21 protein-coding genes and 2 pseudogenes are annotated in these 25,057 nt (G+C 69.8%); 14 read left to right on the top strand and 9 right to left on the bottom strand.

From position 1 onward, the window contains the following. Nucleotides 1-2 precede the first annotated feature (2 nt). The 4 genes from ACZ5VD_RS33210 to ACZ5VD_RS33195 form a co-directional block, all read right to left on the bottom strand. A complete protein-coding gene (locus ACZ5VD_RS33210) occupies nucleotides 3-287 on the bottom strand; it encodes an acyl carrier protein (protein ID WP_468553316.1) in 285 nt (94 codons plus the stop codon). 178 nt (nucleotides 288-465) lie between these two features. Continuing rightward, nucleotides 466-2,049, bottom strand: a complete 1,584-nt coding sequence (locus tag ACZ5VD_RS33205; protein WP_468684320.1) for an acyl-CoA dehydrogenase — start codon at nucleotides 2,047-2,049, stop codon at nucleotides 466-468. A gap of 123 nt (nucleotides 2,050-2,172) precedes the next feature. Next, a complete protein-coding gene (locus tag ACZ5VD_RS33200; protein WP_468553318.1) occupies nucleotides 2,173-3,867 on the bottom strand; it encodes an acyl-CoA dehydrogenase family protein in 1,695 nt (564 codons plus the stop codon). Further along, the gene (locus ACZ5VD_RS33195) at nucleotides 3,864-5,618 is read right to left on the bottom strand and encodes a fatty acyl-AMP ligase (protein ID WP_468553319.1); all 1,755 of its coding nucleotides are present in this window, start codon (nucleotides 5,616-5,618) and stop codon (nucleotides 3,864-3,866) included. Before ACZ5VD_RS33195 ends, ACZ5VD_RS33200 begins: the two co-directional genes overlap by 4 nt. Before the next feature lie 139 nt (nucleotides 5,619-5,757). On the opposite strand from ACZ5VD_RS33195, the gene ACZ5VD_RS33190 reads away from it, so the two are divergent. The 6 genes and pseudogenes from ACZ5VD_RS33190 (at nucleotide 5,758) to ACZ5VD_RS33165 (ending at nucleotide 13,176) form a co-directional block, all read left to right on the top strand. After that, a complete protein-coding gene (locus ACZ5VD_RS33190) occupies nucleotides 5,758-6,720 on the top strand; it encodes an ATP-binding cassette domain-containing protein (protein WP_468684317.1) in 963 nt (320 codons plus the stop codon). Further along, entirely contained in the window at nucleotides 6,717-7,613 is an 897-nt protein-coding gene (locus ACZ5VD_RS33185) for an ABC transporter permease (RefSeq protein WP_468553320.1), read from the top strand. The genes ACZ5VD_RS33190 and ACZ5VD_RS33185 overlap by 4 nt, the downstream gene beginning before the upstream one ends. Nucleotides 7,614-7,702: 89 nt before the next feature. Next, nucleotides 7,703-8,776, top strand: a complete 1,074-nt coding sequence (locus ACZ5VD_RS33180; RefSeq protein WP_468553328.1) for an LLM class F420-dependent oxidoreductase — start codon at nucleotides 7,703-7,705, stop codon at nucleotides 8,774-8,776. Between the two features lie 102 nt (nucleotides 8,777-8,878). Continuing rightward, nucleotides 8,879-9,592 carry a thioesterase II family protein gene (locus ACZ5VD_RS33175; RefSeq protein ID WP_468553321.1) on the top strand — a complete coding sequence of 238 codons (714 nt, stop codon included), beginning with the start codon at nucleotides 8,879-8,881 and terminating at the stop codon, nucleotides 9,590-9,592. A gap of 43 nt (nucleotides 9,593-9,635) precedes the next feature. Next, a complete protein-coding gene (locus ACZ5VD_RS33170) occupies nucleotides 9,636-10,460 on the top strand; it encodes an SDR family oxidoreductase (RefSeq protein ID WP_468553322.1) in 825 nt (274 codons plus the stop codon). Nucleotides 10,461-10,528: 68 nt separating this feature from the next. Continuing rightward, nucleotides 10,529-13,176, top strand: a pseudogene (locus ACZ5VD_RS33165) (non-ribosomal peptide synthetase). A gap of 168 nt (nucleotides 13,177-13,344) precedes the next feature. On the opposite strand, the gene ACZ5VD_RS33160 reads toward ACZ5VD_RS33165, so the two are convergent. Beyond that, nucleotides 13,345-14,001 carry a response regulator gene (locus ACZ5VD_RS33160; protein WP_468684314.1) on the bottom strand — a complete coding sequence of 219 codons (657 nt, stop codon included), beginning with the start codon at nucleotides 13,999-14,001 and terminating at the stop codon, nucleotides 13,345-13,347. Further along, nucleotides 13,998-16,364 carry a sensor histidine kinase gene (locus tag ACZ5VD_RS33155; RefSeq protein WP_468684313.1) on the bottom strand — a complete coding sequence of 789 codons (2,367 nt, stop codon included), beginning with the start codon at nucleotides 16,362-16,364 and terminating at the stop codon, nucleotides 13,998-14,000. Before ACZ5VD_RS33155 ends, ACZ5VD_RS33160 begins: the two co-directional genes overlap by 4 nt. A gap of 436 nt (nucleotides 16,365-16,800) precedes the next feature. Between ACZ5VD_RS33155 and ACZ5VD_RS33150 the strand changes: the two genes are divergently transcribed. From ACZ5VD_RS33150 to ACZ5VD_RS33125, 6 genes are all read left to right on the top strand, one after another. Continuing rightward, nucleotides 16,801-16,992 (top strand): hypothetical protein, encoded by a 192-nt coding sequence (locus tag ACZ5VD_RS33150; protein ID WP_468684312.1) that lies wholly within the window; start codon nucleotides 16,801-16,803, stop codon nucleotides 16,990-16,992. A 30-nt stretch (nucleotides 16,993-17,022) separates the two neighbouring features. Next, nucleotides 17,023-17,268 (top strand): peptidoglycan-binding domain-containing protein, encoded by a 246-nt coding sequence (locus ACZ5VD_RS33145; protein WP_468684311.1) that lies wholly within the window; start codon nucleotides 17,023-17,025, stop codon nucleotides 17,266-17,268. 105 nt (nucleotides 17,269-17,373) lie between these two features. Then, nucleotides 17,374-17,595, top strand: coding sequence for a hypothetical protein (locus tag ACZ5VD_RS33140; protein ID WP_468555144.1), 222 nt, complete (start codon nucleotides 17,374-17,376; stop codon nucleotides 17,593-17,595). Between the two features lie 128 nt (nucleotides 17,596-17,723). After that, nucleotides 17,724-18,266, top strand: a complete 543-nt coding sequence (locus ACZ5VD_RS33135; RefSeq protein ID WP_468555145.1) for a hypothetical protein — start codon at nucleotides 17,724-17,726, stop codon at nucleotides 18,264-18,266. A gap of 381 nt (nucleotides 18,267-18,647) precedes the next feature. Further along, the gene (locus tag ACZ5VD_RS33130) at nucleotides 18,648-19,409 is read left to right on the top strand and encodes a hypothetical protein (protein ID WP_468555146.1); all 762 of its coding nucleotides are present in this window, start codon (nucleotides 18,648-18,650) and stop codon (nucleotides 19,407-19,409) included. 763 nt (nucleotides 19,410-20,172) lie between these two features. Continuing rightward, nucleotides 20,173-20,622: an SUKH-3 domain-containing protein gene (locus ACZ5VD_RS33125; protein WP_468555147.1), complete on the top strand. Its 450-nt coding sequence runs from the start codon at nucleotides 20,173-20,175 to the stop codon at nucleotides 20,620-20,622. Nucleotides 20,623-20,770: 148 nt separating this feature from the next. On the opposite strand, the pseudogene ACZ5VD_RS33120 reads toward ACZ5VD_RS33125, so the two are convergent. Further along, nucleotides 20,771-22,227, bottom strand: a pseudogene (locus ACZ5VD_RS33120) (IS1380 family transposase). Between the two features lie 70 nt (nucleotides 22,228-22,297). Continuing rightward, complete coding sequence (locus ACZ5VD_RS33115; RefSeq protein WP_468555148.1) at nucleotides 22,298-22,825, bottom strand: GNAT family N-acetyltransferase; 528 nt, start codon at nucleotides 22,823-22,825, stop codon at nucleotides 22,298-22,300. Nucleotides 22,826-22,916: 91 nt separating this feature from the next. Between ACZ5VD_RS33115 and ACZ5VD_RS33110 the strand changes: the two genes are divergently transcribed. Both ACZ5VD_RS33110 and ACZ5VD_RS33105 read left to right on the top strand, forming a co-directional pair. Beyond that, the gene (locus tag ACZ5VD_RS33110; protein ID WP_468684309.1) at nucleotides 22,917-23,156 is read left to right on the top strand and encodes a hypothetical protein; all 240 of its coding nucleotides are present in this window, start codon (nucleotides 22,917-22,919) and stop codon (nucleotides 23,154-23,156) included. Nucleotides 23,157-23,536: 380 nt separating this feature from the next. Further along, nucleotides 23,537-23,980 (top strand): peptidoglycan-binding domain-containing protein, encoded by a 444-nt coding sequence (locus ACZ5VD_RS33105; protein ID WP_468555150.1) that lies wholly within the window; start codon nucleotides 23,537-23,539, stop codon nucleotides 23,978-23,980. A 221-nt stretch (nucleotides 23,981-24,201) separates the two neighbouring features. Here the strand turns inward: ACZ5VD_RS33105 and ACZ5VD_RS33100 are convergent, their stop codons facing one another. After that, nucleotides 24,202-25,032 carry an oxidoreductase gene (locus tag ACZ5VD_RS33100; protein ID WP_468684308.1) on the bottom strand — a complete coding sequence of 277 codons (831 nt, stop codon included), beginning with the start codon at nucleotides 25,030-25,032 and terminating at the stop codon, nucleotides 24,202-24,204. Nucleotides 25,033-25,057: the final 25 nt, after the last annotated feature.

The raw sequence follows: 25,057 nt of genomic DNA, 5'->3' as shown, positions 1-25,057 counted from the left end.
GGTCAGGCCTGCTTCTCGCTCGCCGGGGCCGCTGCCGGCTGTGTGCCGAACAGCTCGGTCAGGGCCGCGCTCAGCGCGTCGACCGTCGGGTGGTCCCAGGTCAGTGCGTCGTCGACGGTCACCTCGAACTCGTCCTCGATGTCGGCGGTGATGGCCAGCGCCGTCAGCGAGTCCAGGCCGTAGTCGGCCAGCGGGACGGACGTGTCGATGTCCTGGGGCGAGCGGCGCAGGTAGGTCGCCACGCGCTCCGTCAGCCAGGTGTGCACGTCTTGGTTGCCAGCGGTCATGAGGGGGGGTTCGCTTTCTTGAGCGGGGGGAGAAAGGAAGCCGGAGCGCGGGCCGGCGGCAGGGCCGGGTGCGCGGCCGCCGTACGTGAGACGGGCTCCGCCCGTTCCGGGTGCGGGGTGTCCGACGGGCACGGCGTACGGATGGTGGGGGCTTTCGGGTGGTGCCGACGGCCGGTTCTCAGACGGCGAGCGGTCTCCCGGTCAGGCCGAAGGAGCGACCGCTGTCCCGGCGGTCCAGGAGTTCGGTGAAGAGCGCGTCCTCGACCTGGGCGGGCAGGGGGCCCGGCCGGTGAGCGCCCGGCGCCGAGCGCCACAGGGCCGCGCGCAGCCAGGCGGGGCCGGCCAGGAAGCTCCCGGGCGGAGCGTGCCGCCACACCTGCGTACAGGCGGTGCGGGACAGAAGGTGCACATACCGGGTGACCAGGTCGTAGTGCTCAGGGCGGGCGTCGACGCCGAGGTCCACCGGCGACAACCGCTCGCATGCGGCGGCCAGTTCGGTCAGTTCGGCGTGGTCGCCACGGAGCATCGCGCGCAGGTCGTCGTGTTCGGGTGCCCAGGGCGCGTCGGCCAGGGCGGGCAGGGAGCCCATGACCGGGTCGCGGCCCGCCGCGTGCAGGGCCAGCCGGTTGTACGGCAGGGGCGGCAGCGGCCGTGCGAGTGCGAACAGGTCGGCAGGCGCCTCGGCGCCGGGGCGGGCCCAGGTGCGGCGGGCCAGCAGGGGCAGCTGGGGCAGCAGACTCATCTGGCAGGCGGCGCGCGCGATGTGCCCGAAGCCGACGGGGGCCAGGTCGCGCAGCAGTTTCTGGAACAGCGCGGTCGGTCCTTCGCGCAGATAGAAGTGGGCGCCGAGGAGTTCCGCGAGCCGGTCCATGGCCGACAGGAGCAGCCGGGACACCTCGAACTTGACCGCGGAGGCGTACACGCTCGCCGAACCGGGCACCACGTGCAGCGCACGGGCGCCGACGGCGCCGAGCGCCTCGGCACGCAGCAGGTCGGCGAAGACACCGGCCAGTACCGAGCGGACGTGCGGGAGGGCGGTGGCCGGACCGCCGTAGAGCCGACGCCGTGTCAGGTGATCCACGGTGATGCGCAGCCCGGTGTCGAGGATGCCGCTGGCCATCGCGGGCAGGACCGTGCGGGTGATCTGGAGGGCCTTCAGCGCGGTCTCCAGACCGGAGCCCTGCGAGCCGAGGACCGCGGAGGCGGGCACCGGCAGTTCGTCGAAGATCAGACCGCCGAGCTGCACTCCCCGCATGCCGACGGTACCGAAGCGCGGCAGGTCGGTCAGGCGGGCGGGGTCGGCGCTCGCGCGGTCGACGAGGGCCAGGGAGTGGCTGCGCGGACCGGGCCGGGGATCGGTGCGGGCGAGGACGACCATGGCGTCGGCGCGCGCGATGTTGGTGACGACCTCCTTGCGGCCGCTCAGGCGCAGGCCGTCGGGTGCGGCGGTGGCGGCGAACTCCGTGCCTGCCATGTCGTTGCCGTGGGCCAGTTCGTGGAAGGCGATGGCGATGCGCCGGCCGTCCAGGAGCAGGTGGGCGGCATGCCCGCTCTGCTGTTCGTCGCCGGCGGTCCACACGGTGACTGCGGCGATGAGCGAGCTGGCGCCGTAGCCGAGGCCGAGCGCCGGGTCGCGGCGGTAGAGCGCGCGCATGACCTCGGCGAGGTGGTCGGCCCGCTCCAGCCGGCCGCCCAGCGCGGGGGGTACGAACTCGGCGTTCAGCCCGTAGGAGTGCAGCAGCGACTCTCCGGCGGCGAGCATCTCGGCTTGCTCGTCGGCGACGAGGATGGCGGCGGTTCCTGTGGGATTGGCTGGGTCGGCGAGGCCGCCGAGCAGCTGTTCCAGTTCGTCGGCGCGCTTGGGGGGCGAGGCCGTCGGTGGTGGTCATACGGCATCTCCCCACAGGGTGAACTCGCGTGCGGGTGTGCCGAGTGCGACGTCGGCCAGGGCGCCGAACACGTCGCTGTCGTCCTCGCCGAGCAGGGCGGTCAGGCAGGCCCGCAGCCACAGGCCGTCGGAGCCGAGCCGTCCCGTGCGCAGCGGCGGGTTGTGCAGCCACAGCAGCAGACAGGCGGCAGCCGCGTAGGCGCGTTCGTAGCGTTCGGCGAGGTCGAAGGCGGTGCTGGGCAGTCCGCCCGTCACCGGTACGAAGGTGGCCGACTCCTTTTCCAGCAGGGCGAGTTCGGTGAGCAGCCGGGCGATGAGCGGGCCCGCCTCCGGTGGTCCTTCCGCCTCCATGCGCGCCGCCGTGTCCGGCAGTGCCTGTACGGCGCTGCATCCGGTGACGGATCGCAGCGTCAGCCGGTCGCGGTCGAACCGGGTTAAAGGGGCGGTGAGTTCGGCTGCGGCCCGCAGGCCTTCGGCGTCGGCCCGGCCGCGGCCTAACTGGCGTGCCAGGCGCGGCATCTGGCTGAGGAGGGCGGCACGGTTGACGACCGTGCTGCCGTCGAAGATCGCGCAGATGCGGTGGTCGCGCTCCAGTTTGGCGAAGCCGTCGCCGGGCGGTGAGGTGAGAAAGCCGCGTACGCCCAGCAGTTCGCCGAGTGAGCCGAGCGTCTCCTGGGTCAGCGTCGGGACGTACGCCTTGGTGATGGCCGAGATCGCGCTCAGTTCGCCGGGCAGGGTGTGCACCGAGCGGGCGGAGAGCGCGCTCACCGCTTCGGCGGTCAGTGCGGTGGCGGCCGCCCGGCCCAGGATGCGCCGTACGTGCGGTACGTCGGCGAGGCGGCGGCCGTACAGTTCGCGTCCGGTGACGAAGTCGCGGGCCAGCCGCAGGGCGTGGTCGGCGGCCCCGAGGGAGAGAGCCGTGCAGGCCACGCGGGTGAGCTGGAGGGTTCTGAGGACCACGGCGATCCCGTCGCCCTCTTCGCCGACGAGGGCGTCGGCGGGCACCGGGGCACGGTCGAGGGCGAAGCCGCTGATGTCGGCGCCGCGGATGCCGTGTGTGCGGACCTTCGGCAGGTTGCGCCAGGCGCCTTCGGGCAGGTGGCCCTTGTCCACGAGGAAGAGGCTGAAGCCGCGTCCGCCGCCCGCCGGGTCGGTGCGGGCCAGGACGCAGGCGAGTGTGGAGCGGGTGGCGTTGTTGATGAGCCACTTCTCGCCGGTGAGCCGCCAGCCGCCACCGTCGGTCTCTGCTCCTGCGTCCGCCTCTGCGCCTGCGTCCGCGCCCGCATCCGTCTCGGCCTCCGCCGCGAATTCGCTCGCAAGCAGGTCGGCGCCGTGGTCACGCTCGGTCAGTCCCCAGCAGACGGCCTCGCCGCCGCGCACCCGCTCGGCGAGCCGGGCAGCCTGGTCCGGGGTGCCGGCCACCCACACCGGGGCCGACCCCAGGAACGTCTTGCCGTGCGCGATGGCCACGGTCAGATCACGGCGGGCGACCGTGCGCAGCAGCCGTACCGTCTCGCTGAAGTCGCCGTCCGGGAAGAGGACGTAGTGGGCGGACATTCCCGCGTCGTCGAGGAGGCGGACAGCGCTGTCGGGAAACTCCTCCAGGGTGTCGAGGGCACAGAGAGCGTCGGAGGAGAAGACGTCGCTCTCGTGGGCGGCGAGCAGGGTCTCCAGAGCGGCCGTGGTGGTCATCGCCCGGTCACCCGCCGGTGTTCGGCCAGGGCCGCGGTGAGTAGCCGGTCCTCGCCGAGGTGCAGGGTGTCCAGTTCTCCGGAGAGGTAGAGGCCGCGCATCGCCGAGCGCTGCACCTTGCCGCTCGTGGTCCGCCGGACGCCGCCGGGCCGCACCAGGGCGACCGCCGCGACGGGGACGCCGAACTCCCGGGCCACGGTCTGCTTCATGTCGACGGCGATCTCGCTCAGCCGCTCGGCGCCCCAGTGGGCGCGGATCTCGTGCACGGCGACGATCGCGGGAGTGGTGTCCGGCCCGTCGTCGTCCCCGACCATGAAGACGGCCCCGTGCAGACCCTCCAACTCCTCGTGTCCGGAACGCAGTTCGTACTCGATGTCCGCGGGGTGCAGATTGCGCCCGTGCAGGACGAGGACGTCCTTGCGGCGGCCGGTGATGTAGACGTCACCGTCGAGCAGGCCGCCGAGGTCGCCCGTGCGCAGGAACGGACCGCGTCCGTCGCGGGTGTATGCCCGGAACGTGGCGTCGGTGGCACCCTCGTTCTCCCAGTACCCCGCGGTGACGCAGGGGCCGGCGAGCCAGATCTCGCCGATCCTGCCCTCGGGCTGGGCCTCCCCGGTGTCGGGATCGACGATCAGTGCGTCGGAGCCGGTCGGCGCTCCGCATCCGACGAGCACACGGGACGGCTCCGTGCCGTCGGCCGGTCGCAGCACACGCTTCTCCAGTGCCGAGGCATCGACGGCGGTACGCAGGGGTGCCCGCCCGGTGGTGGCCGAGACCATCAGAGTCGCCTCGGCCAGGCCGTACACGGGAATGAGCGCGTCGGGCCGCAGCCCTGCGGCGGCGAACCTCTCGGTGAAGGCGGCGACCACGTCGGCGCGGACCGGTTCCGAGCCGTCGGCGGCCTTGACCCGGGACAGGTCGAGCGTGGCGAGCTGCTCATCGGTGACCCGCCGGACACACAGGTCGTAGCCGAAGTCGGGTGCGGCGGTGAATCCGACGTCACAGGCGTCCAGCATCCGCAGCCAGTGGTACGGGCGGCGCAGGAAGGACATGGGATCCATCTGGACGTACCCGCTGCCGGACAGGAGGCCGGGCAGCATCAGGCCGATCAGCCCCATGTCGTGGTACAGGGGGATCCAGCCACCGTACGTCGTGCCGCTGTCGTTCCCGAACGCGTCCACCATTCGCTCGACGTTGGCGACCAGGTTGCCGTGGGTGACCATGACGCCCTTGGGGTCGCCGGTCGATCCCGAGGTGTACTGGAGCAGCGCCAGGGTTTCGGGCGACACCTCGGGAGCGCTCCAGGCGTCCGGGTCTCCGTCACCGGAGTCGGTCGCGTGGCATGCCACGCCGACGATGCCCTCCTCGGCGATCCACTTCTCCACGTCCGGCAGATCGCTCTGCTGTGTCAGGACGACGTTCACCCTCGCGTCGCGGGCGATGGCGGCGAGTCTGCGGCGCTCGTGCCGGTAGCGGCCCGGCAGTGGGGAGGGCACCGCGATGACGCCGGCGTAGACACAGGCGGAGAAGGCGGTGGTGAACTCGATTCCCGGGGAGTGGACGAGCAGCGCCCGGTCTCCTGCGGAGAATCGCTCCTGGAGCCAGGAGGCAATGCGCCGGGAATGCAGATCTAATTCCCCGCGATCGCGCGACACACATCTGAGATCACTGAATTCCGAGACGAATGTTACCGCGGGCTGCCGCGGATTACGCGCCGCCCGATCTCTCAGGTTCGTGAATAATTCTCGCACAACAGAAAATGTACGCGCTAGTGGCCAACGATCCAGCAGCGAAATCCCTAAGTAACAGCAAAGTAACGCCATCGAACATGCAAGTGGTCTTTAACATTCCATGATCGACTTCGGTCAACGGCAAGCGTAGAACGGACTTGTGCCTACCCCCACCACGTCCGCCGTCGCCATATACGGCCTGCACAAGAGATTTCAGGCCAGCCCTGCGTTAAGCGGTGTTGACCTTGAGGTGAAACCAGGTAAGGTCACAGGCCTCCTGGGTCCGAACGGAGCCGGAAAAACCACTTTATTAAAGATTCTTACGACACTTCTCAAGCCGGACTCCGGACGCGCCTTCGTGAATGGCTGGGACGTGGCAAAAGCACCGGAAAAGGTGCGCTCCACCATCGGAACGGCCGGCCAGTACTCGACGGTCGACAGCTTACTGACTGGCTTCGAGAACCTTTTTCTCCTCGCGAAACTGCGCGGTCTGGGCCGCTCTGCGGCTCGCCGCGTCGCCGACGACCTGCTGTCCCGGTTCCGGCTCACCGGCGTCGCGGGGCGCCCCGCCGGCACCTACTCGGGCGGTATGCGGCGGCGGCTGGACCTGGCCGCAGCCCTCGTCTGTTCCCCTCCCCTGGTCCTCCTGGACGAACCCACCACCGGCCTCGACCCCGAGAGCAGGTTCGACACCTGGGACGCGGTCGGTGAACTGGTCCTCGGCGGCACCACGATCCTGCTGACGACCCAGTACCTGGAGGAGGCGGACCGCCTCGCCGACCGGATCGCCGTGATCGACCGGGGCCGGGTGGTGGCGGAGGGCACCAGCGACGAACTGAAGGCAACCGCCGGAGACCGGCTCGTCCTGTGTGTCGCCGAGGACCACCAGCTCGACCCGGCGGCACGCGCCGCCGCACGGGCCACCGGCACGCCCCCGACCGTGGACCGCCGTGCCCGGCGCGTCGAGGCAGCCACCGCCGACGGCCAAGCCGCACTGGGCCGCGCCCTCACCGCGCTGGCGGACGAACAGGTCGACGTACTGGAGATCGGGCTCAGCCGCTGCACCCTCGACGACGTGTTCCTCGGCCTGACCGGCCGCGCCCGGCACGAGGCGACACGATGACCGCGCCCCTCGACGTCCAGCAGACCGGCACCCGGCACCGGGGCACACCCGCCACCGGCCTCCCCTCCCCCGCGACGGTGACCCGGACCCGGCGCAATCCGGTGCTCCGTGTCGTCGCCGAGAGCACGGACCTCGCCCTGCGCAACCTGCTGCATCTGCGGCGCACTCCGGGACTGCTCATCTCGTGCCTGGTCGAGCCGGTCGTGTACGCCCTTCTCATCGGGTACATCTTCGGCAACAGCCTGGGCGGCACGGCCTACCGCTCGTACATGTTCGCCGGGCTGATCGCCCAGACCGTGGCCTTCACCACCACCTTCACCACGGTCGGGCTCTCCCGGGACCTCGACCAAGGCATGGTCGACCGCTTCCGTACGCTGCCGATCTCCCGCGTGGCCCTGCTGCTCGGACGGACCGCCTCCGACCTCACAACCTGCCTGGCCGGCCTTGCCGTCACCACCACCTGCGGTCTGCTGATGGGCTGGCGCACACACACCGGCCCCGTCCAGCTGGCCGCCGGCATCCTGCTGGTGCTGCTGTTCTCCTTCGCGATGTCGTGGATCGGCGTCTTCGTCGCCCTCGTCTCGCCGAACTCCCAAGTGGCCGGGAGCCTCGGAGTGATCTGGCTGTTCCCGGCGACGTTCATCTCCTCCGGGTTCGTCTCCGGAGCGACCCTGCCGGGCGTGCTGTCCACCGTGGCCGCCTGGAACCCGATCACCTCGCTCGCGAACGCCCTGCGACGGCTCTTCGGTAACCCTCCCCCGCCGGGCTTCTCCGTACAGCACGCGTGGCCCGCCCGTCACCCGGAGCTGTACACGGTGGGCTGCTCGGTGCTGATCATCGCCGTCTTCATCTCCCTCTCGACATGGCGCTACCACGCCCGCACCAGCCGCTGACCGCGGCCGCTACCCAGCCCGGTGCCACCTCCCGGCTGGGCCCCGACCGTCCCGCGCCCGCAGCAGGAGTACTCATGACCGTTCCCGCCCTGCGTCTCGGCCTCAACCTCGGCTACTGGGTCGCAGGCAACGACGCGTCCAACATCTCGCTCGCCTCCCTGGCCGAGGACCTCGGCTACTCGGCGGTGTGGGTCTCGGAGGCCTACGGGTCCGACGCCGTGACCGTGCTGTCCTGGATCGCCGCCCGCACCTCCCGCATCGACGTCGGCAGCGCGGTCCTGCAGATCCCCGCCCGCTCACCCGCCATGACGGCGATGACCGCCGCCACCCTCGACACCCTGTCCGGCGGACGGTTCAGGCTCGGCCTCGGCGTGTCCGGCCCGCAGGTCTCGGAGGGCTGGCACGGCGTCGGTTTCGGCTCGCCGCTGGGCCGTACCCGCGAATACGTCGATCTGGTGCGCCGCGCCCTGCGCCGGGAACCCCTGGAGTACGAGGGCAGGCACTTCACACTCCCGCTGCCGGACGGCCCCGGCAAGGCGCTCACCCTGACCATCCGGCCGCCCCGGGCGCACCTCCCCGTCTACCTCGCCGCCCTCGGCCCGAAGAACCTGGAACTGGCCGGGGAGATCGCCGACGGCTGGCTGCCGGTGTTCTTCTCACCCGCCCACGCCGCCAAGCAGCTCGAACCCCTGCGGGCCGGCCTCACCACGTCCGGGCGCACCCTCGACGGGTTCGACATCGCCCCCTGCGTACCCCTGGTGACCGGCGCCGACTGGCAGACCTGTGCCCGCCGGGTGAGGGGGTATGCCGCGCTGTACCTCGGTGGCATGGGCGGCCGGGAGGACAACCACTACACCCAGCTGGCCGAGCGCATGGGCTTCGGTTCCCAGGCCCGTACCGTCCAGGACAGGTTCCTGGACGGTGACTTCCCGGGCGCCATGGCCGCCGTACCGCTCGAGTTCCTCGACGCCACCTCGCTGCTCGGGCCGCGGGAACGGATCGCCGAGCGGATGACGGCGTTCGCCGAGGCCGGCGCCACCACGCTCAACCTGATGCCGGTCGGCCCCGGGCTGCCCGGCCCGGACCGCGCCGCCGACGCGATGCGGGTCGCCGCCGAGGCCGCGGACCTCACGGGCCTGCTCTCCCCCGGTCCCACCCCGTAAAACCCCGACCCAGGCGCACACAGCTCACCAGGTGTGCTCGCCTCCGACCCGCGCAGTCCCCGCCCCAGGGCGCACCCGACTCACAAGGAGACACCCACACTCATGACCACCTCTGACACGACCAAGCTGATCTGCCTCCCGTACGCCGGAGCGGGCGCCTCGTTCTACCGCCCCTGGACGGCCCTCGCCGGGGACTCGCTGGAGATCGTGGCGCTGCAACTGCCCGGCCGGGAACGGCTGATCGACGAGGAGCCCTACCGCGACGTGCACAGGGCCACGGACGGACTCCTGGCCCAGCTGCGGGAACGGCTCGGCGACGGCGACGACCACCGAGTCGTCCTGTTCGGGCACAGCCTCGGCGCCGTGCTCGCCTACGAACTCGCCCACCGGCTGGACGCCGAAACCGACATCGAGCTCGTCCACCTGTTCGTCAGCGGATCCCCGGAACCCTCCAGCACACGCGAACAGCACGCCACCGGCCTCTCCGACGAGGACTTCCTCGCCCGCGTAGGCGAGTTCGCGGGCTATCACCATCCCGCACTCGACGACCCGGAGATGCGCGCCATGATCCTGCCCACGCTGCGCGCGGACGTCGAGATGCACGAGGCCTACGCACCCAGCACCGACCTGCCGCTGGAGGCGCCGCTCACCGTCCTCCGGGGCGAGGACGACGACCTGGTCGACTACGACGACGCCGAGGCCTGGAACAAGGCGGCCGGCCAGGACTTCGAGCATGTCGAGTTCCCCGGCGGCCACATGTACCTGGCCGACTCCTCCCCCTCGCTGGTCCGCCTGATCGTCTCGTCGGTGCTGTAGCCGCGCCTCCCCTCCCCATCACGACTCTCCCAAGGAGCATCCGATGCGTTTGCACGGCAAGTCGGTCCTGGTCACCGGCGCTGCCCGCGGGCTCGGCCGGGCCGCCGCGGTCGCCTGCGCGGCCGAGGGCGCCGACCTCACGCTGCTGGACATCTGCGCCGACCTGCCCGGCGTGCCCTATCCGCTGGGCAACCCGAGCCAGTTGGAGCACACCGCCGCTCTGTGCCGCGAGGCGGGCGCCGCCGTCCTGACCGCGGTGGCCGACATCCGCGACCTGCTCGCCGTACGGGAGGCCGTGGCACGGGCCGAGGACCGGTTCGGCCGGATCGACGTCGCCGTCAACAACGCCGGCATCGCGGCGCCCTCCGGCAAGCCGGTGCACGAGATCGACGAGGACGAGTGGTCCCTGATGATCGACGTGGACCTCTCCGGGGCCTGGCGGGTGATCCGCGAGGTCGGCAAGGCGATGAGCGCCCGGCGCGCCGGCAGCATCGTCAACGTCGCCTCCACCGCCGGGCTCGTCGGCTACCGCCACTTCGCCGGATACGTCGCCGCCAAGCACGCCGTCGTCGGCCTCACCAAGGCCGCCGCCCTCGACTACGCACCGACCAAGGTCCGTGTGAACGCCGTCTGCCCGGGATCGGTGCGCGACGATGCATCGGCCGAGGGCCGGATGCTCGCCGAGATCGCCCGCGCGCTGGAGGTATCCGTCGACGAGCACGAGAAGACCTTCGTCGAGGCACAGCCCATGAACGCGCTGATCGAACCCGAGGACGTCGCCGCCGCGATCGTCTTCCTCGCCTCCGACGAGTCCCGGCAGATCACCGGCTCGGTCCTCACCGTGGACGGCGGCTTCAGCATCCGCTGAGCGGTATGCACGCCATTGCGGCCCCTCCGGACAACCTGAAGACCCCTGAACAACAAGGAGTACCCCTCGTGCCAGGCTCTCTCCTCCCCGCGGCGCGCTGCCATGCGGTACGCGTGCGTTCGGACCGTTCCCCGAACCCGGCGGCCCCTGCGGGGCTGTGGACGGAGGACGTACCCGTGCCGGCGGCGGACGCGCGCGCCGAGCGGCGCCGCGCCGTCGAACTTGCCCGCCCCGCCTCCGGACCACGCAGGGTCCTGCTGCGCTACGCCGACGGCCCGTGCGACCTGATCGTGGTGGCCCCGCGCGACCAGTGGAACCGCACGGCCCTCGCCCGTCTGGCGGCCGGCGCGTCCGTGGAGTCCGTGGAGTTTGCCGAATCCGGCGATGCGCACACCCGCCGCCCCGCCCTTGAGGGACCCGCGCTCGCTCCCTCCCCCGCATGGGGGCTCGGCCACGACGGCCCCACCCTCCCTCACCTGCTCTCCCTGGACGAAGGGGGCGACGAGACGAGCTGGCTCGCGGCCCTCTCCGTCACCCTGCGCCGCTACGACCCCGGGACCACACCGGTCATCGGCACGGACCACGGCTCCTTCGCCATGCGCGAAGCCCCTACGCTCGGCGAGCTGAAGCCCACCTCCGCTGACGGGCCCGCGCTCGTCGGCCTGCTCTTCGACGAGACGGAACTGCCCGGCGCGTACGTGCCCTGCCTGGCACCGCCGTTCCCGCTCACCCTCTCCGTCTTCAGGGACGCCGGTGGCCTGCGGCTGCGCTGCGACCACCTGGGCAGCCACTTCTCCTCGGAGATCGCCGCGCAGTTCATACGGCACCTCGCCCACGTGCACGGGCAGGTTCTGCACTCCCCGCAGACCTCGCCCGACGACGTCGAGCTCCTCGACGAGGCCGAACGCGCCCGCACCGCGGCGCTCGGCCGGCCGACCCGCACCCTGGTGACCACGGAGGTGAGCATTCCCGAGGCCGTCGCCCGTGCGGCGGCGGCGACACCCGACGTCATCGCCGTGACCGACGGTGCGGCGGGCCTGACCTATCGCGAACTCGATGAGCGGGCCGAGCTGTTGGCCCACGGCTTGCGGGCCCGTGGAGTCGTCGGCGGCGACCGGGTGGGCGTGTGCCTGGAGCGCTCCGCCGAACTCGTCGTCACCCTGCTCGCCGTGCTGAAGGCCGGCGCGACCTACGTCCCCGTCGACCCCGCCTACCCGAAGGACCGGATCGCCCACACGGCGCAGGACGCCGAGCTGGGTGTGATGGTCACCCGGCTGCCGGAGTTCCCGGCGGTGCCCGGCTGTATGGCCCTGACCCCGGACGAGCTGCAGGACACCGGGCCCTCCGGGACGGACGACACGGCCCTCCCCTTCCCCTCTCCGGACACCGCCGCCTATGTCATCTACACCTCCGGCTCCACCGGCCGCCCCAAGGGTGTCGTCGTACCGCACAGCAATGTGATCGCCCTGATCGACGCGACCCGCGACGAGTACGGATTCGGCGCCTCGGATGTGTGGACCTGGTTCCACTCCAGCGCCTTCGACCTGTCGGTGTGGGAGATCTGGGGCTGCCTCGTGACGGGCGGGCGGCTGGTCATGGTGCCGTACTTCGTCTCCCGCGAACCCGACCGTTTCCGCGACCTGCTCGTCGCCGAGAAAGTCACCGTGCTCAGCCAGACCCCGTCGGCCTTCGCCCAGCTCCTGGGCGTCGACCACAGCGACGTGTCCGTCCGGCTCGTCGTCTTCGGCGGTGAGCCACTGGACGCGCGGATGCTGCTGCCCTGGTTCGACCGGCATCCGGAGTCGGCCTGCCGCATGGTGAACATGTTCGGCATCACGGAAACCACCGTTCACGTCACCGAGCAGACCATCACCCGGAAACTGGCCCTGGCCGCCACCCGCTCCGTCGGACCCGCCCTGCCCGGCTGGCACCTGTACGTGACGGATCCGGGCGGACGTCTGCTGCCGCCCGGAGTGATCGGCGAGATCTGCGTCGGCGGCGCCGGAGTCGCGCTCGGTTACCTCGGCCGACCCGACCTGACCGAGCAGCGGTTCGTAGCGGACCCCTTCACCGGCGGCACCATGTACCGCAGCGGCGATCTGGGACGCCTGCGCCCCGACGGCTGTCTCGAACACCTTGGCGCATGGACAGCCAGGTGAAGATCCGTGGCTTCCGTATCGAGCTCGACGAAATCCGCTCAGTCCTGCTGGAGGACCCGGATGTGCGGACGGCGGCCGTCGTCGTACGCCGCGTCGATCCGGCCGACGCGGCCACGGCCAGGATCGACGCGTACGTGGTCCTGTCTGCCGGGGGCGACCCGGGGGCCGTCCGCAAGCGGGCCGCGGGCATCCTGCCCGACCACATGCTCCCCACCACCGTCACCTCCCTGGACACGCTCCCGCTGACGCCCAACGGCAAGCTCGACGCGGAAAAACTCCCCGCACCCGCGGTGCCCCACTCGCCGGCCCGGGACACCGTGCCCGTCACGGGTGATGCCGATCTCGCCGAGCGCCTGCGGGAGATCTGGAGCGAGGTGCTCGGCGTGCCGGTCGGCCTGGACGACGATTTCTTCGACCTGGGAGGCAACTCCCTGTTCGCCGTGCGCATAGGCGCCGCCCTGCGCGCGCGGGGCCTGCCGTCGCTGCGGCTGAAGGAGCTGTACCGCCGCCCGACCATCCGGGAAAGCGTCAGCGGCCTCACGGCCCCGGGCAACTGACCTCCACGCGGCAGGGCGCGGAGGCGGTGGTGCGCTCACCGCCTCCGACCCGGGCCGAGCCGATGACCGCCCGCAGTCGATGTCACCCGCCCACCGGCCCAAGCGAAAGGGCCGGACTCTCCGGCTTCGCCCGCCAGGCCGGCTACCACTGCCAGAGCCTGTGCTCCCTCAGAGGTCGTCCACGTCGACCAGGCCGTCCTGGATGGCGCGGGCGACCAGGCTTGCCTTGGTCCGGGCGGGCCGGCCGACGTTCGCGTACTTGATGCGGACCCGGTCGAGATAGGAGTTGACCGTTCGTACGGAGATCCCGAGACGCTGCGCGACCAGCTCCTTCGACTCGGACTGGAACCACTCGATGAGCGCGTTCTCCTCGCGCACCGAGAGCTGGGGGCGGTCGGCGCGGGTGTTCGTTCCCAGCGCGCCGGCCAGCGCGGGCGCCATGTAGGGCCGTTCGTCCGCTGCCGCGAGCGTCGCCTCGACCAGATGGTCTCGGCCCTCGCTCTTGGTCAGGTAGGTCGCGGCTCCCAGGTCCAGGCAGTTGAGCGCCGTCTTCTCGTCGTCCCGCATCGAATAGACGACCACCTGCCGCCCGGCGTCGACGAGTCTTCGAAGGCTGCCGAAGGCGGGGCCGCCCTCGCCCAGTTGCAGATCCAGGACGACGACGTCGGCCGTGCTGCCCGGCGCGGTCCAGGCTTCCCGTACGGAGTCGCCGGACGCGACCACGGTGATGGGCCGCCGTGATGCGGCGTACCACGCCTCCACGCCCGAGAGGATGGCGGGATGGTCGTCCACGACGACCACACTGACCGGTGCGTTGTCACTCATGTGAGGTCAACTCCGGAGGCCGCCGGTCTTCTCCAGCCCGCTTCGACCCACACACTTCCGCCGCGCTTCGTTCGCGCCACGTCCACCTGCGGGTTTGTGGAACCCGCGTGCCACGAGGCAGTCTCTTCCGTGCTCCGGCCGTCGGCGCAGTCCTCGCTGACCACGCTCACGCGTACCGTGCGGGGTGTCCACACGACGGTCACCCGCGCGGTCGAGCGGGTACGGTTCAGAATCACCGCGACCGGGTCGATCAGTTCCCTGCGTACCTCCACAGGTACCTCACCCGGCCTCCCTCGTACGGCCAGGCTCACCGTCACTCCCTGGTGTTCGGCCACTTCGACGCATGCCCGCAGCTCGTTCAGCAGCGGGTCCAGGACGGCGTCGCTCTCCGCGAACAAGCGGCGCATGCGTGCGGCTTCCACACCGCACCGCAGCCTGACCTCCTCATCGTGCGGGCTCAGCACACCGTGGCCCAGGCCCACGAGCAGCGGCACGGTCGTCGCCGTCAGCGCGCGGTAGCGCTCCTTGTGATCACGCTGCATGTCCTCGTGGATGCGTTCCCGGGTACGCAGTTCTTCCTCCCGTGCGGCTGCGGTCCCCGCTGCCGGCGCCGTACCGTGCAGCAGGGACGTCATCAGCACACCGACGGAGAGCTGGAAGCCGCAGCTGGCTATCGTGGAGATGCCCATGGTGGCCCACTGGGCGACGGTTGGCGCCCCGGACAGGAACACCGCGGTCGCGTTGAGCACCACATGCGCCGCGAGGAACGCCGCGAACACCCTGACCCTCAGGTCTGCCAGCAGGAACAGCGCATGCCAGCCGACCACTCCGAACGCCCAGTCCGGCGCACCTGTCGACTGCTCCGACGGGAGCGTGAACGCACATACCGCCGAAACGGCCAGCACCGAGCCCACGCTCCACCAGCGCACCCTCGGCGGGATCTGCCTGCCCCTCAGCAGATAGGCACCCCCGATCACCGCGACAGCGGCAAGGCAGACGAAGGCGGCCGTCTGTGCCCACGCGGGGCGGTACATGTCCTGGTGGACCACGAGCCGGCGCAGCGAGATGGTGAACTGCCACACCAGGCTGATCAGCAGCACGGCCAGCTGGGTGCCGTAAAGGAGCCGTCCGCGGATGAAGCGGATGTCGGCCGTGTGCTGTACCTGGGCGTGGGGCGGGTGCGGTACGCCGGTCGCCGGTGCTCCGTCCCCTGCTTGTGACGCCCGGGCTGGGCCGTGCCAGCGCCACTGCACGCAGGTTCCGGTGCCCGGATGGGAGGTGACGGAAGCGGAGCCTCCGGCTGCGTGCATCCTGGCGATGATGGATCCGGAGATGCCCCGTCGCCGTGCGGGGACGGACTCCGGGTCGAAACCCCGTCCCGCGTCGGACAGTTCGACGACGGCGCTGTCCCCTTCTGTCCATGCCCTGAGCTCCGCCTCCGGCACCCCGGCATGGCGTGCCACATTGGTGACGGCCTCCCGGACCCCGTTGAAGATCGCGAGCCCAGGTCCGGAAGGAATGGTGAGCGGGCCGTCGATGTGCGTCTTGAGGCGCACCCTGGTCTGTCCCTCACCCTCGGGTACGCAGCTCAGAAGGGCTGCGAGGTCGACGTTGCCCGTCTCGAATCCGGGCACGGCGGACATGGCCTCCAGATCCTGTCTGGCCCGTGGAGGCAGCCACGACCAGTCCCGGCCGTCGCCCTGGGAGACCATCAGCAGCGTCGCGCTCGCCGTGTCGTGCAGGGTCGCCAGGTATTCACGCTCGGTCGCCCTGCGTGCGGCGGCGACTTTCATCTCCCGGCGCGCCGCCGCCCTGACCGCGGCCGAGCGGTCGGCCGCCCTGGCCAGCGCCCGCACGATGAGGTAGGCGGCCCTCGACAGGACCACCTGGATCAGCATGCGCACCAGGGGTACCAGGTCAGGGCTGTTCCCGGGCGTGGAGAGGGCATCGCCCAGCACGAAGACGACGGCCCCCAATGCGGCCAGGGCAGCGCCAGCCACGGGTCTCGTCGCCCACTCGTACTGGAAGGCGACGACGCTGATGCCGACCATCGCCTCCACCATCACATCCGCGGACTCGCCACCGATCACCGGCTGAGACAACCCCGTCAACACCACCACGGCCGCGTCCAACGTCCACAGCAGGGCGAGCGGGAACAGGCCTGGGCGGCGCAGCGAGTAAAGACGCACACCACAGGCGAGGCCGGCGGGCGCCAGCAGGGCCAGCGCCAGGGGAATGTCCGCCGCATCCGCCGAGACGATGCCCAGCGCACCGCACAGGCAGACCACGATGGAGCGGAGCCACACCCCGAACCGCTCCAGGGCGAGGATGACCAGGCGCTCGCTGGACCCTGGGCTGTCCATCGACTCAGCGGCTCCCGCCCCGTTGCCCGCGAATCCCCCATGCCGCATAGGAGCAAGGGTAGTTGACCCATGATCAAGGCAGAATGCCCATTCGCCTCCGGCCTCGGCGCGATGAAGGCATCGGTGTCGGCGTTCTGATGCCGACTGCCGGCTGCCGAACGACACCCGGGCCGCCCCGAGTCTTGTAGCGGCAGTCGAGTTCAAAAGTCACGGCTGCGAACGAGAGGCGCTCTCGTCCGCCGCTTTGCGCGTGTTCGGGGGTGTGCGGCGGCCGTTCCTTGTGGGGCGAACGACCGGCACACCCGGCGACCGGGCCGGGCTACTGTCCCCGTCGTAGGGGGCTGACACCAGCCTTGGCGGGCGCACATCCAGACGGGTGCCGGTGCGCGCCTGGCGCACGGGCGGTTCCCTTCCTTCGCTCACGAGAGGTACAAGCATGTCCATTCGCCTCGGCAAGCGGTTCAGATCCCTTCTGGCGACCGGCGCTCTGACCGCCGGCCTCCTCGGTGGTGCCGTTGCCGTCGCTCCTTCGGCGGCAGCGTGGCCCTATGTCGGGGAATGCTCATCCACCCACAAGATCGCTTACAACACGACCTCCTCCCAGATGATCAAGATCCCAGACGTGTGATACAAGGGCTACTACAACGTGCGCTGCTGGATGGACTACGGCAGCTCCGGAGACGGCGTCGAGACTCTTCAGCTCGCCCTCAAGTCGTGCTACGGCCAAGCCATCGCCGTCGACGGCGAATTCGGCCCGGCCACACGAGACGCCCTCAAATACGCCCAGGGCCAAGAGGGAATCACCGTTGACGGGCTGTACGGCGAGCAGGCGTTCGAGAACCTGAAGTGGGCGCGGTACACGCAGGACGGGACGCGCAACGGCTGTGCCAGCCGCAGCTTCTAGCTTCTCGCCCTGCAGAAGTCGTGGGAAGCCAGCCCGCTGAAGTGACGGTCGGACTTAAGCAGTGAGGCTGCAGCTCTGCCGGTCAGGACCGAGGGCGAGGCATTGATGTTCGCGGACCGCGTGGAGATCCAGTCGCCCTCGAAATCACCGCTCGTGATCAGTCAGTGCCACAACTGCCCGTCCTGGAAACAGGCCGACGACGTGCCCTGCACCATGCCGTACGACAGCGACGGTACGGCCGACACGGTCTGCGCGGGCCCGGCACGCAGCCACGGCTACTACGGCGAGCGCATCGTCGACGCGCTGGACACCATGCCCACGAAGTAGTGAGACACCGGCCGGCCCATGCTGATGCCGGGGACCGGCACGGCCCGCCGCTCCGTGCGGGCCGGCCCCTGGCATAGGCTCACAGGCGTACCGCCGAGCGATGGCCAACTGAGAGGAGGACACCATCCGTGCACGATGACGACGACCCCGCCTGGGGACCGCTGCCCGTCCGGCCGGCCGCACTGCGCTGGCTGCTGCTGCTCCCCCTGACCCTGGTGTTCCTGCCGTTGTGGTGGGTGGTGTGGGTCTTCCTTGCCGCCTGCATCTACTGCGTGGCGACGGTAGCCGAACTGATTGTCTACATGATGCCGCGTACCGAGAACGGTGCGATACGGGTGCTGGACGCCACCCTGGGCCGGGTGCCGTTCGTCCCGCTCTGGTGCGTGACTCCGGTGGCACTGGTGCGGGAAGGCGACACGGCGTACTACCAGGCGCGCGTGGACCGACGCATCGACAAGCAGACCCGGCGGGTGGAGACCTCCCAGTACCGTCGCGAATACCACCGCGACCTCGAACTCGGAACACACCACTTCCGGGGCGCCGGCGCCGGTTACGTCCTGCGCGTCGCCTCGGAGCAGGGCTGGAACCTACATCCGGTGCTGCGCTCGCACCCCCGGCGTCGGCTCCGGCTGCGCCACAACGGCCGCCCACGGCCTGACTTCAGGAACTGACGGTCCCGGACGGCCTTCATCAGGGGCGGTCGCCCCACCCCATTGACCAACGGCGAAGCAACCGGCACCCTCCGGGCCACTCACACATGTGCCGTCAGGCGCGAACAGAGAGAGCCTCAAGCTGTCTACCGGCGACACGAATCGACGAGATGGCAGCGTATACACCGCTGAAGAACCCGGTGATCAGCCCCAGTTGCGGCTTCGCCTCAACCAGGAAGGCGAATCTCCTCACCGTCGACAACCCGCACCGTACGACTGGAGCCGGTCGCGACCACCGCAGGCCAGGTCCGGGACTGATCGGCCCCGGCGTGCTCACTCGCTTCCAAGGAGACCACACTGAGAAGAAACGCCCTGCGATGGCCGGTACTGATCATCGCGTTCATGCTGGGCCTGGCCTCGTTGACCGGCTGCGCCATCGACAAGGGCACGGCGCTGGCCGCGGAATTCGAAGAAGACTGGGCCGACACCCCCGACGTGGCAGAAATCCACACCACCAAAGACAACACGCTGCCCTTCCAGGGAAAGTCGACCGGCACCCTGATCCTCAAGGACGGCACTTCGGCCGACCGTGTGACCACACTGGCGGGCGAGATGAGAGAGTACGTCGCCCGTCACGACAAGACCACCGGCCGGATCGAGACGGATGGCATCACCTTCACCGTTGTCGCGGACGAGGGCCGCACCCGAGAGGTCCTGGCGCTGTGGAGGTCACTGACGGCCGACGACCGGGTGGCGAACGCCGACATCAATGACGCACCCTGGAAGGAAGCAACCGACCGCTGGCGGATCGAGGTCACCGCGGTCGATGCCACCGGCGCATTGGCGGTGTTCAAGGACATGTACGCCGAGGGCGACCGGCACCGGCCACTCTCTGGCGTGATGGTCCTAACGGTCAAGGGCGGGCTCTTCGTGGAGACCGACTTCAACGACGCTTTCCCCACCGAGGCTATCGCCGCGTACGAGGCGGTACTCGCTCAGTACCCGGTCGTCGCCGCGACTCTGCGCCGCGATGCCGTGTCTGGATCGGCGGTGGACATCGTCGTGGCCGAGGGCGTAGATCCGGACCATGCCGGCGAACTCGCCAGGAGAGCTGCGCCGAACCTCGGCGCCGCCGTCAAGGTCACCAGCGACAGCGTCGACTGATCGCCGACAGGATCAACCAGCACGGCCATTCCTTCTCCTACAGCCACAGATCCTCCCTGCAGCAATCGGATCTGACCGTTTCACGCCCCAGCGCCCGCGCGACTCCACGGCACAAGGGCCGGGTCGGACTCGGTCACCGACTTCGCGACCGAACCCGACCGGCTGTGACCGACGGATCAAAATCTGTGACTGAAGTACATGACCCCCTCAGTTCAGGATCGGTTGGACGGCTGCAGTTCAGCGATGTCACGCGCCAGATACCTCACCTATGTACAGGCGGAGTTGTCGCAACGGGCCGTCGGTGGTGACGGACGGGGATTGGGCCGAGTAATTATCCGACCAGCTGGAGGATCTCCTCTCGAAGCCCGGGGAATTGTTCCCCGGGCGGATCCGCGCCATCGGACGCGGGCGGGTGTGCCGGCTACTGCGACCGGTATCGCGGAAGAATGCCTGACAGCCGACCGAGTACGGCGGGGACCCGTGACCGTGGAAGCAGCGGCATCCACTGGACCGCTCGCACCAGGACGCCGAAGCCGTGCGGGACTTCACCCGCCGGATATCTCCGACTCCGGTGATTTCAAACCCTCTTGGGTCCGCAACGGTGGCGGACCTGAGGGCTGTCCCGTAAACGATCTTCGTGTCCTTCGGAACCAATAACCCTGTGCGCTGGTGGGGATGTGCGGCAGACTGGGCAACACACATGGGCCGAGTGGGAGGGCACATAGAACACATCAGGGAGTCGACGACGGCTTGCAGTCCGTCGGTGCTGGACGCGCTTGGTGCTGCCGGGTGGACACCAGGTCGCAAGATCGCCATCGCGGACTGGACGCGGCAACTGACAGGTGCAGGGTTCGACCTCAACGACCTGGCGATAGCGGTCTGTGCCGAGTTCGGCGAGCTGATGATCAGGAGCTCTCCGTCCCGTGTCCCCGGTTCGCGCTTGCACATGGACCCCGTTGACGCCTGCATCGACGGCGCCACGGAAGCGGCCACGCTGGAGCGGCACTACGGAGAGAACTTCAGTCCTCTGGGCATGTGGTCGAGCCAGTTCCCTGCGTACATTGCGGCCAGCGGTCGTGTTATCGCCGTGGGGCCGTACTGCCTTTGGTCGCTGGGTTCTACCTTCATGGAGGCGTTGGCCTACGTGGTGGACGGCGATGGCGGCGTCAATCGTGAGGAACGGGCAGACTGGCTCGACAACTGCCAGTACTAGCCTCGCCGTTTCGGTTGGGCTGAGCGGCTGCGTTGATCATCAACTGTTGGGTGGCCGAGGTGATTCTGTTGCCTGGGCATGGTGGAGTCGCGGCGCAATGGTCGGGTTCTCCGGGTCCTTCGGGTCGTGGGTGGGCGGGGGCCGCAGGTCAGTCAACCGGTCGGGGCAGTGCGGCGAGGCGGTGGAAAGCCGTGGCCAGTTCGTGCCTCCAGGGCCAGGTCGCCGAGATCCGCAGGCAGAGGCGGCGTCCACTGCGGGTAAGGCGAGCGGCAACGTGTAGCAGCCGGTAGCGAAGCTTCTTGGGTTCGGCGGCGGCCAGTTCGCCATCCAGCAGGAGGACGCGGGCCCAGGCGAGGAGATCGATCGCCGTGAGGCTGAGTTCAAGCCAGGTGGCGTTGACGTCGAAATGGCGGGAGGGGAAGCGGCCGAAGCCAGTGGTCTTGCCGCACCGGATATGGTCCTCGACGGTGGCGTGTCCGCGGTGGCGGACCTCAAGGAACTGTGCGGAGCCGCCGCCGGAGTAAGGGGTATCGGTAAGGAATACCTGGTGCCGCAGGCCCTCGTCGTGGTCGAAAAGGGACAGTTGAGCGCCGGGGTGCGGCCGTTCGCGCCGCACTGTGATGCGGGTGCCAGCCGGGTAACCGGCGAGGTCGGCCATGCCCGTCAGTGCGGCGACCTCGGCGCCGACTCGCAGTGTCCCGTTCTGGTCCAAGGCGGGATGCCAGAGAGCTTCGGGCAACGAGCGGATTGCACGACGGACTGGCTCGGTGACCGCGTATCCGACCGGGAACCGCAGGTTCAACCCGTGCTCGCGCAAGGTCCGGATGTGGGTGAGGAAGGCTTTCGCGGATCCGGCGCTGTCGGCGCGGACCAGGATCTGGGTGCCATACCGGTGAGCGTCGGGGATCTGCGCGAGGGCATCGTCCAGCACCGCGATGTGATCGGCGGCGGTGTTGGCTCCGGAGTTGCCGGGCCGCAGTCGGCCAGACATGGGCTCGCCGGTGTTCGCGAGGAAACACAGCAGCGGTTGAAAGCCGAAGCCGCCTTTGTAAGTGGGCGCGGCCTGTTCCTTTCCCGAGTGGGAGGTGATCAGCGTGGCGTCGAGGTCCAGGACCAGGCCGGGAAGTTCTCGTCCGTCGGCCTGGACGGCGGGTATGCCCTGGCCGGTCTCGGCCGCCTGCATCCAGGCGACTTCCCGGGCTGAAGCGCGGGCCGCTCGCAGCGAAGCGAGTACTGCCCCGTCGGTGTCGGCGAGCAACCGCCAGGCGGTGGGCATGGAGGCGACCGGTCCGAATACCTCGCCCTGGTCCCGCAGCACGGCCAGATCCGCTATCGCCTCACCGCCGTCGGCGAGCATCACCGCGAGATCGGTGGCGGTCCGACCTGGATCGTGCCCGGTGCCACGCGGTCGCAGCGGCCTGAGGCAGTGGAGTAGGCGGTGGTCAGACCGGTGGCATCGGCAAGATCCGCCAGCAAACGTGCGCCCGCGTGCCCGACCACCCCCGAACCCTCAGTGGAGACGTGGAGCCTGGGACGAGAATGGATACCCTGCACGCGCTCAAAGTGCCTTCCGCTGGACGGACAGAACCCCTCGACAAGGTTCATCGCCCCACCTCAGAAGGCACTTTCGCATTTCCTCCCCGCTTCCGGCCTCACCTCAACCGAAACGGCGAGATCAGTCGCCGAGGATCCGCTCCCACAGCAGCCCGTCCCGCCAGCTCCCGTCGAGAAAGATCGAGGAGTGCGCGATGCCGTACGGGCTGAACCCGTTGCGGCGCAGCACCCGCTGCGACGGCAGATTCTCCAGACTGGTGGACGCCTCGGCGCGGTGCAACCCGAGTTCGTCCGTCATCACGCGAAGTACAAGCTCGACGGCGTGCCCGGCGTGCCCTTGGTTCTGGGCGACGCTGGCGATCCAGTATCCGACGGAGGCGCGACGCAGGTGCGGCTGCGGCAGGATGCCTCCGACGGTGACCTGCCCGATCACCTGGTCGTCGGCGAGCACCACGCCCGGCCAGACCGTGCCGGTCCGGTATCCGGCCAGCAGCTTGTCGATCCGCTCCGCCTGGCCCTCCGGGGTGAAGAAGTCGGCCGGCTGGGCCGGTTCCCACGGCCGGAAGGCCTCGAAGTCCCGCACCCGATGAGCGGCTATCGGGGCGGCGTCGGTGGGCTCGATCAGGCGAATCCTGGTGCTGCTGCGCATGGGCGGGCTGATCCTCGTCGCGGTGCGTCGGATGAGACGGCCAGCCTATGCAAGGGTGCCCGCGACGCCGCACCCCACGCCCGCCGGAGCCTTGCCGTCCAGGACGCGACTGCCCAGCGCGAGCAGTGTCCCCTCCTGGCATAAGTACTCCGAGGCAAGGGGGCACTTCTCGCCGACCGCGCAGGAGAACGAGGCTGACCCCACCAGCACCGTCCCGACCCCGCGTTACGCCGTCTACGAGATCCGTCGCCTCGTCGCCGCCCTGCGGCCCCAGCCTCAGCCACCCACTTCCGACCGGATCCAGCGCGGCCTGCACTGGTCCGGCGGATGACGCTGCCACCAGGCCCGCGCCGGCGCCCACCGCTCCCCCGCCGCCCTGGACTACAGCCACCCAACCGATCCACGGCTGAAAGGCCTGTGGGGCAAACGACCGGCACGCCCAACGACCGGGCCGGGCTAATGTCCCGTCATCGAGGGCTGGCACAGACTCCGATGGGCGCACACTTCCTCACCATCGCTTTCTCATTCATGCGCCCGAGCAGTCGGCATGGGCGGGGCCATCCCCGATCAGATCCGAGGCGAGCGATCCCGTCGCCCCCCTGCCTGCGCAGGTAACCAGTGATCCCCATTGGTTCACGTTGCATCAATCGCACCAGTCCCGTCCCGCAGTAACTCGGGTAATCCGCCCGAAAACCGGAAGGTGGAGCAGAATTGATCAAGATCCGAAGCGGACGCGTGAAATCGGCTACGGCCACGGCGAGCCTTCTCGCCGGCCTCCTCGGCGGCGCTCTCGCCGGCGCGCCGTCCGCGGCCGCGGCTGACTCCCCTTGCAGCTACGGGGGGATCGTCTACAACAACGTCACAACCCCCACCTCCTACAAGTACATTCCCTACGCTGGCGCTACGCCCAATTGCTGGCTGGACCGAGGGATGAGCAACACGGCAGTCCGAGCCCTCCAGAAAAACCTGAACTCCTGCTACGGATACAAGCTGGCAACGGACGGTGTCTTCGGAGACCTCACCGAGTCGGCGCTCGTCTCCGTTCAGAGGAAGGTGGGTGTCGCGGCGGACGGCGATTACGGCCCCAACACACGGAAAGCGATGGTGTGGGCGAACTACGGAATAGAGACCGGGGCACGAATCAGCTGTAACTGACGAACAGCCACTACTCCAGCTGCAAATCGTGATCTTCATTTCTGAACTGCGGCCTGTCGCCGGGACTGGTACGTGATCGGCCTTGATGGCGCCGTCTCCACCGGGACCAATTGAGGCGGTGGACCGTGTCGGGGACGAGCACGATCAACTCACTCCTGCGGAAGGTGCTACGCGTGAGGGCCCGCACCCCCGAGCCGGGGTGCGGGCCCTCACGCGCTCTTCTACTGGTCCAGCTTGGTGTCCCGGCCCACCCTCTCCCAGACCATGAGGTCGGCCCGCACCTGCTCCAGGTGCCCCAGAATCGTGTCGATCGAGTCGTCGCCGAGCGCCAACCGCAGCGGCGTCTCCCCCGCGTCGAGGGCCCGGATGACCGCCGCCGCGGCCTTGGCCGGGTCGCCGGCCTGCGTGCCGCCCCCTGTCTCCACGAAAGAGCGTGTCGCGCCCACCGTGTCCGCGTAGTCCGTGATCCCGTCCGCGCTCAGGCTGTGGTTGCCGAACAGGCTCGTACGGAAGGCGCCCGGCTCCACGATCAGAACGTCGATGCCCAGCGGCCGGACCTCGGCGGCCAGTGCCTCCGACATGCCCTCCAGGGCGAACTTCGTGGCGCTGTACGCGCCGAAACCGGCCATCGACATCTGCCCTCCCACGCTGCTGAGCTGCACGATCGCACCCGCTCGGCGGGCCCGCATGTGGGGCAGGACCGCTCGCGTCAGCGCCGCGGGGCCGAAGACGTGCACGTCGAAGAGGGAGCGCAACTCGGCGTCGCCGGTCTCCTCGACCGAACCGACGTGTGTGCGGCCCGCGTTGTTCACGAGGACGTCGATGCGGCCGTGGCGCTCGGCGACGTCCCGTACGACGGTGTCGATCGCGGCCGTGTCGGTGACGTCCAGGGCGATCGCGTCGACCTGGTCGGGGTGTGCCGCGACCAGGTCGTCCAGGCTCTCGACGCGGCGCGCGGCGGCGACGACGACATCGCCCCCGGCGATCGCCGTCTCGGCGAAGGCACGCCCGAAGCCGCTGTTGGCGCCCGTGATCAGCCAGACCTTGCTCATGTGCTGCTCCCCTCGTTCGGTGACA

The sequence above is a fragment of the Streptomyces sp. NPDC032822 genome (assembly GCF_055578825.1).
This window is presented reverse-complemented; position numbering and strand designations above follow the sequence as displayed.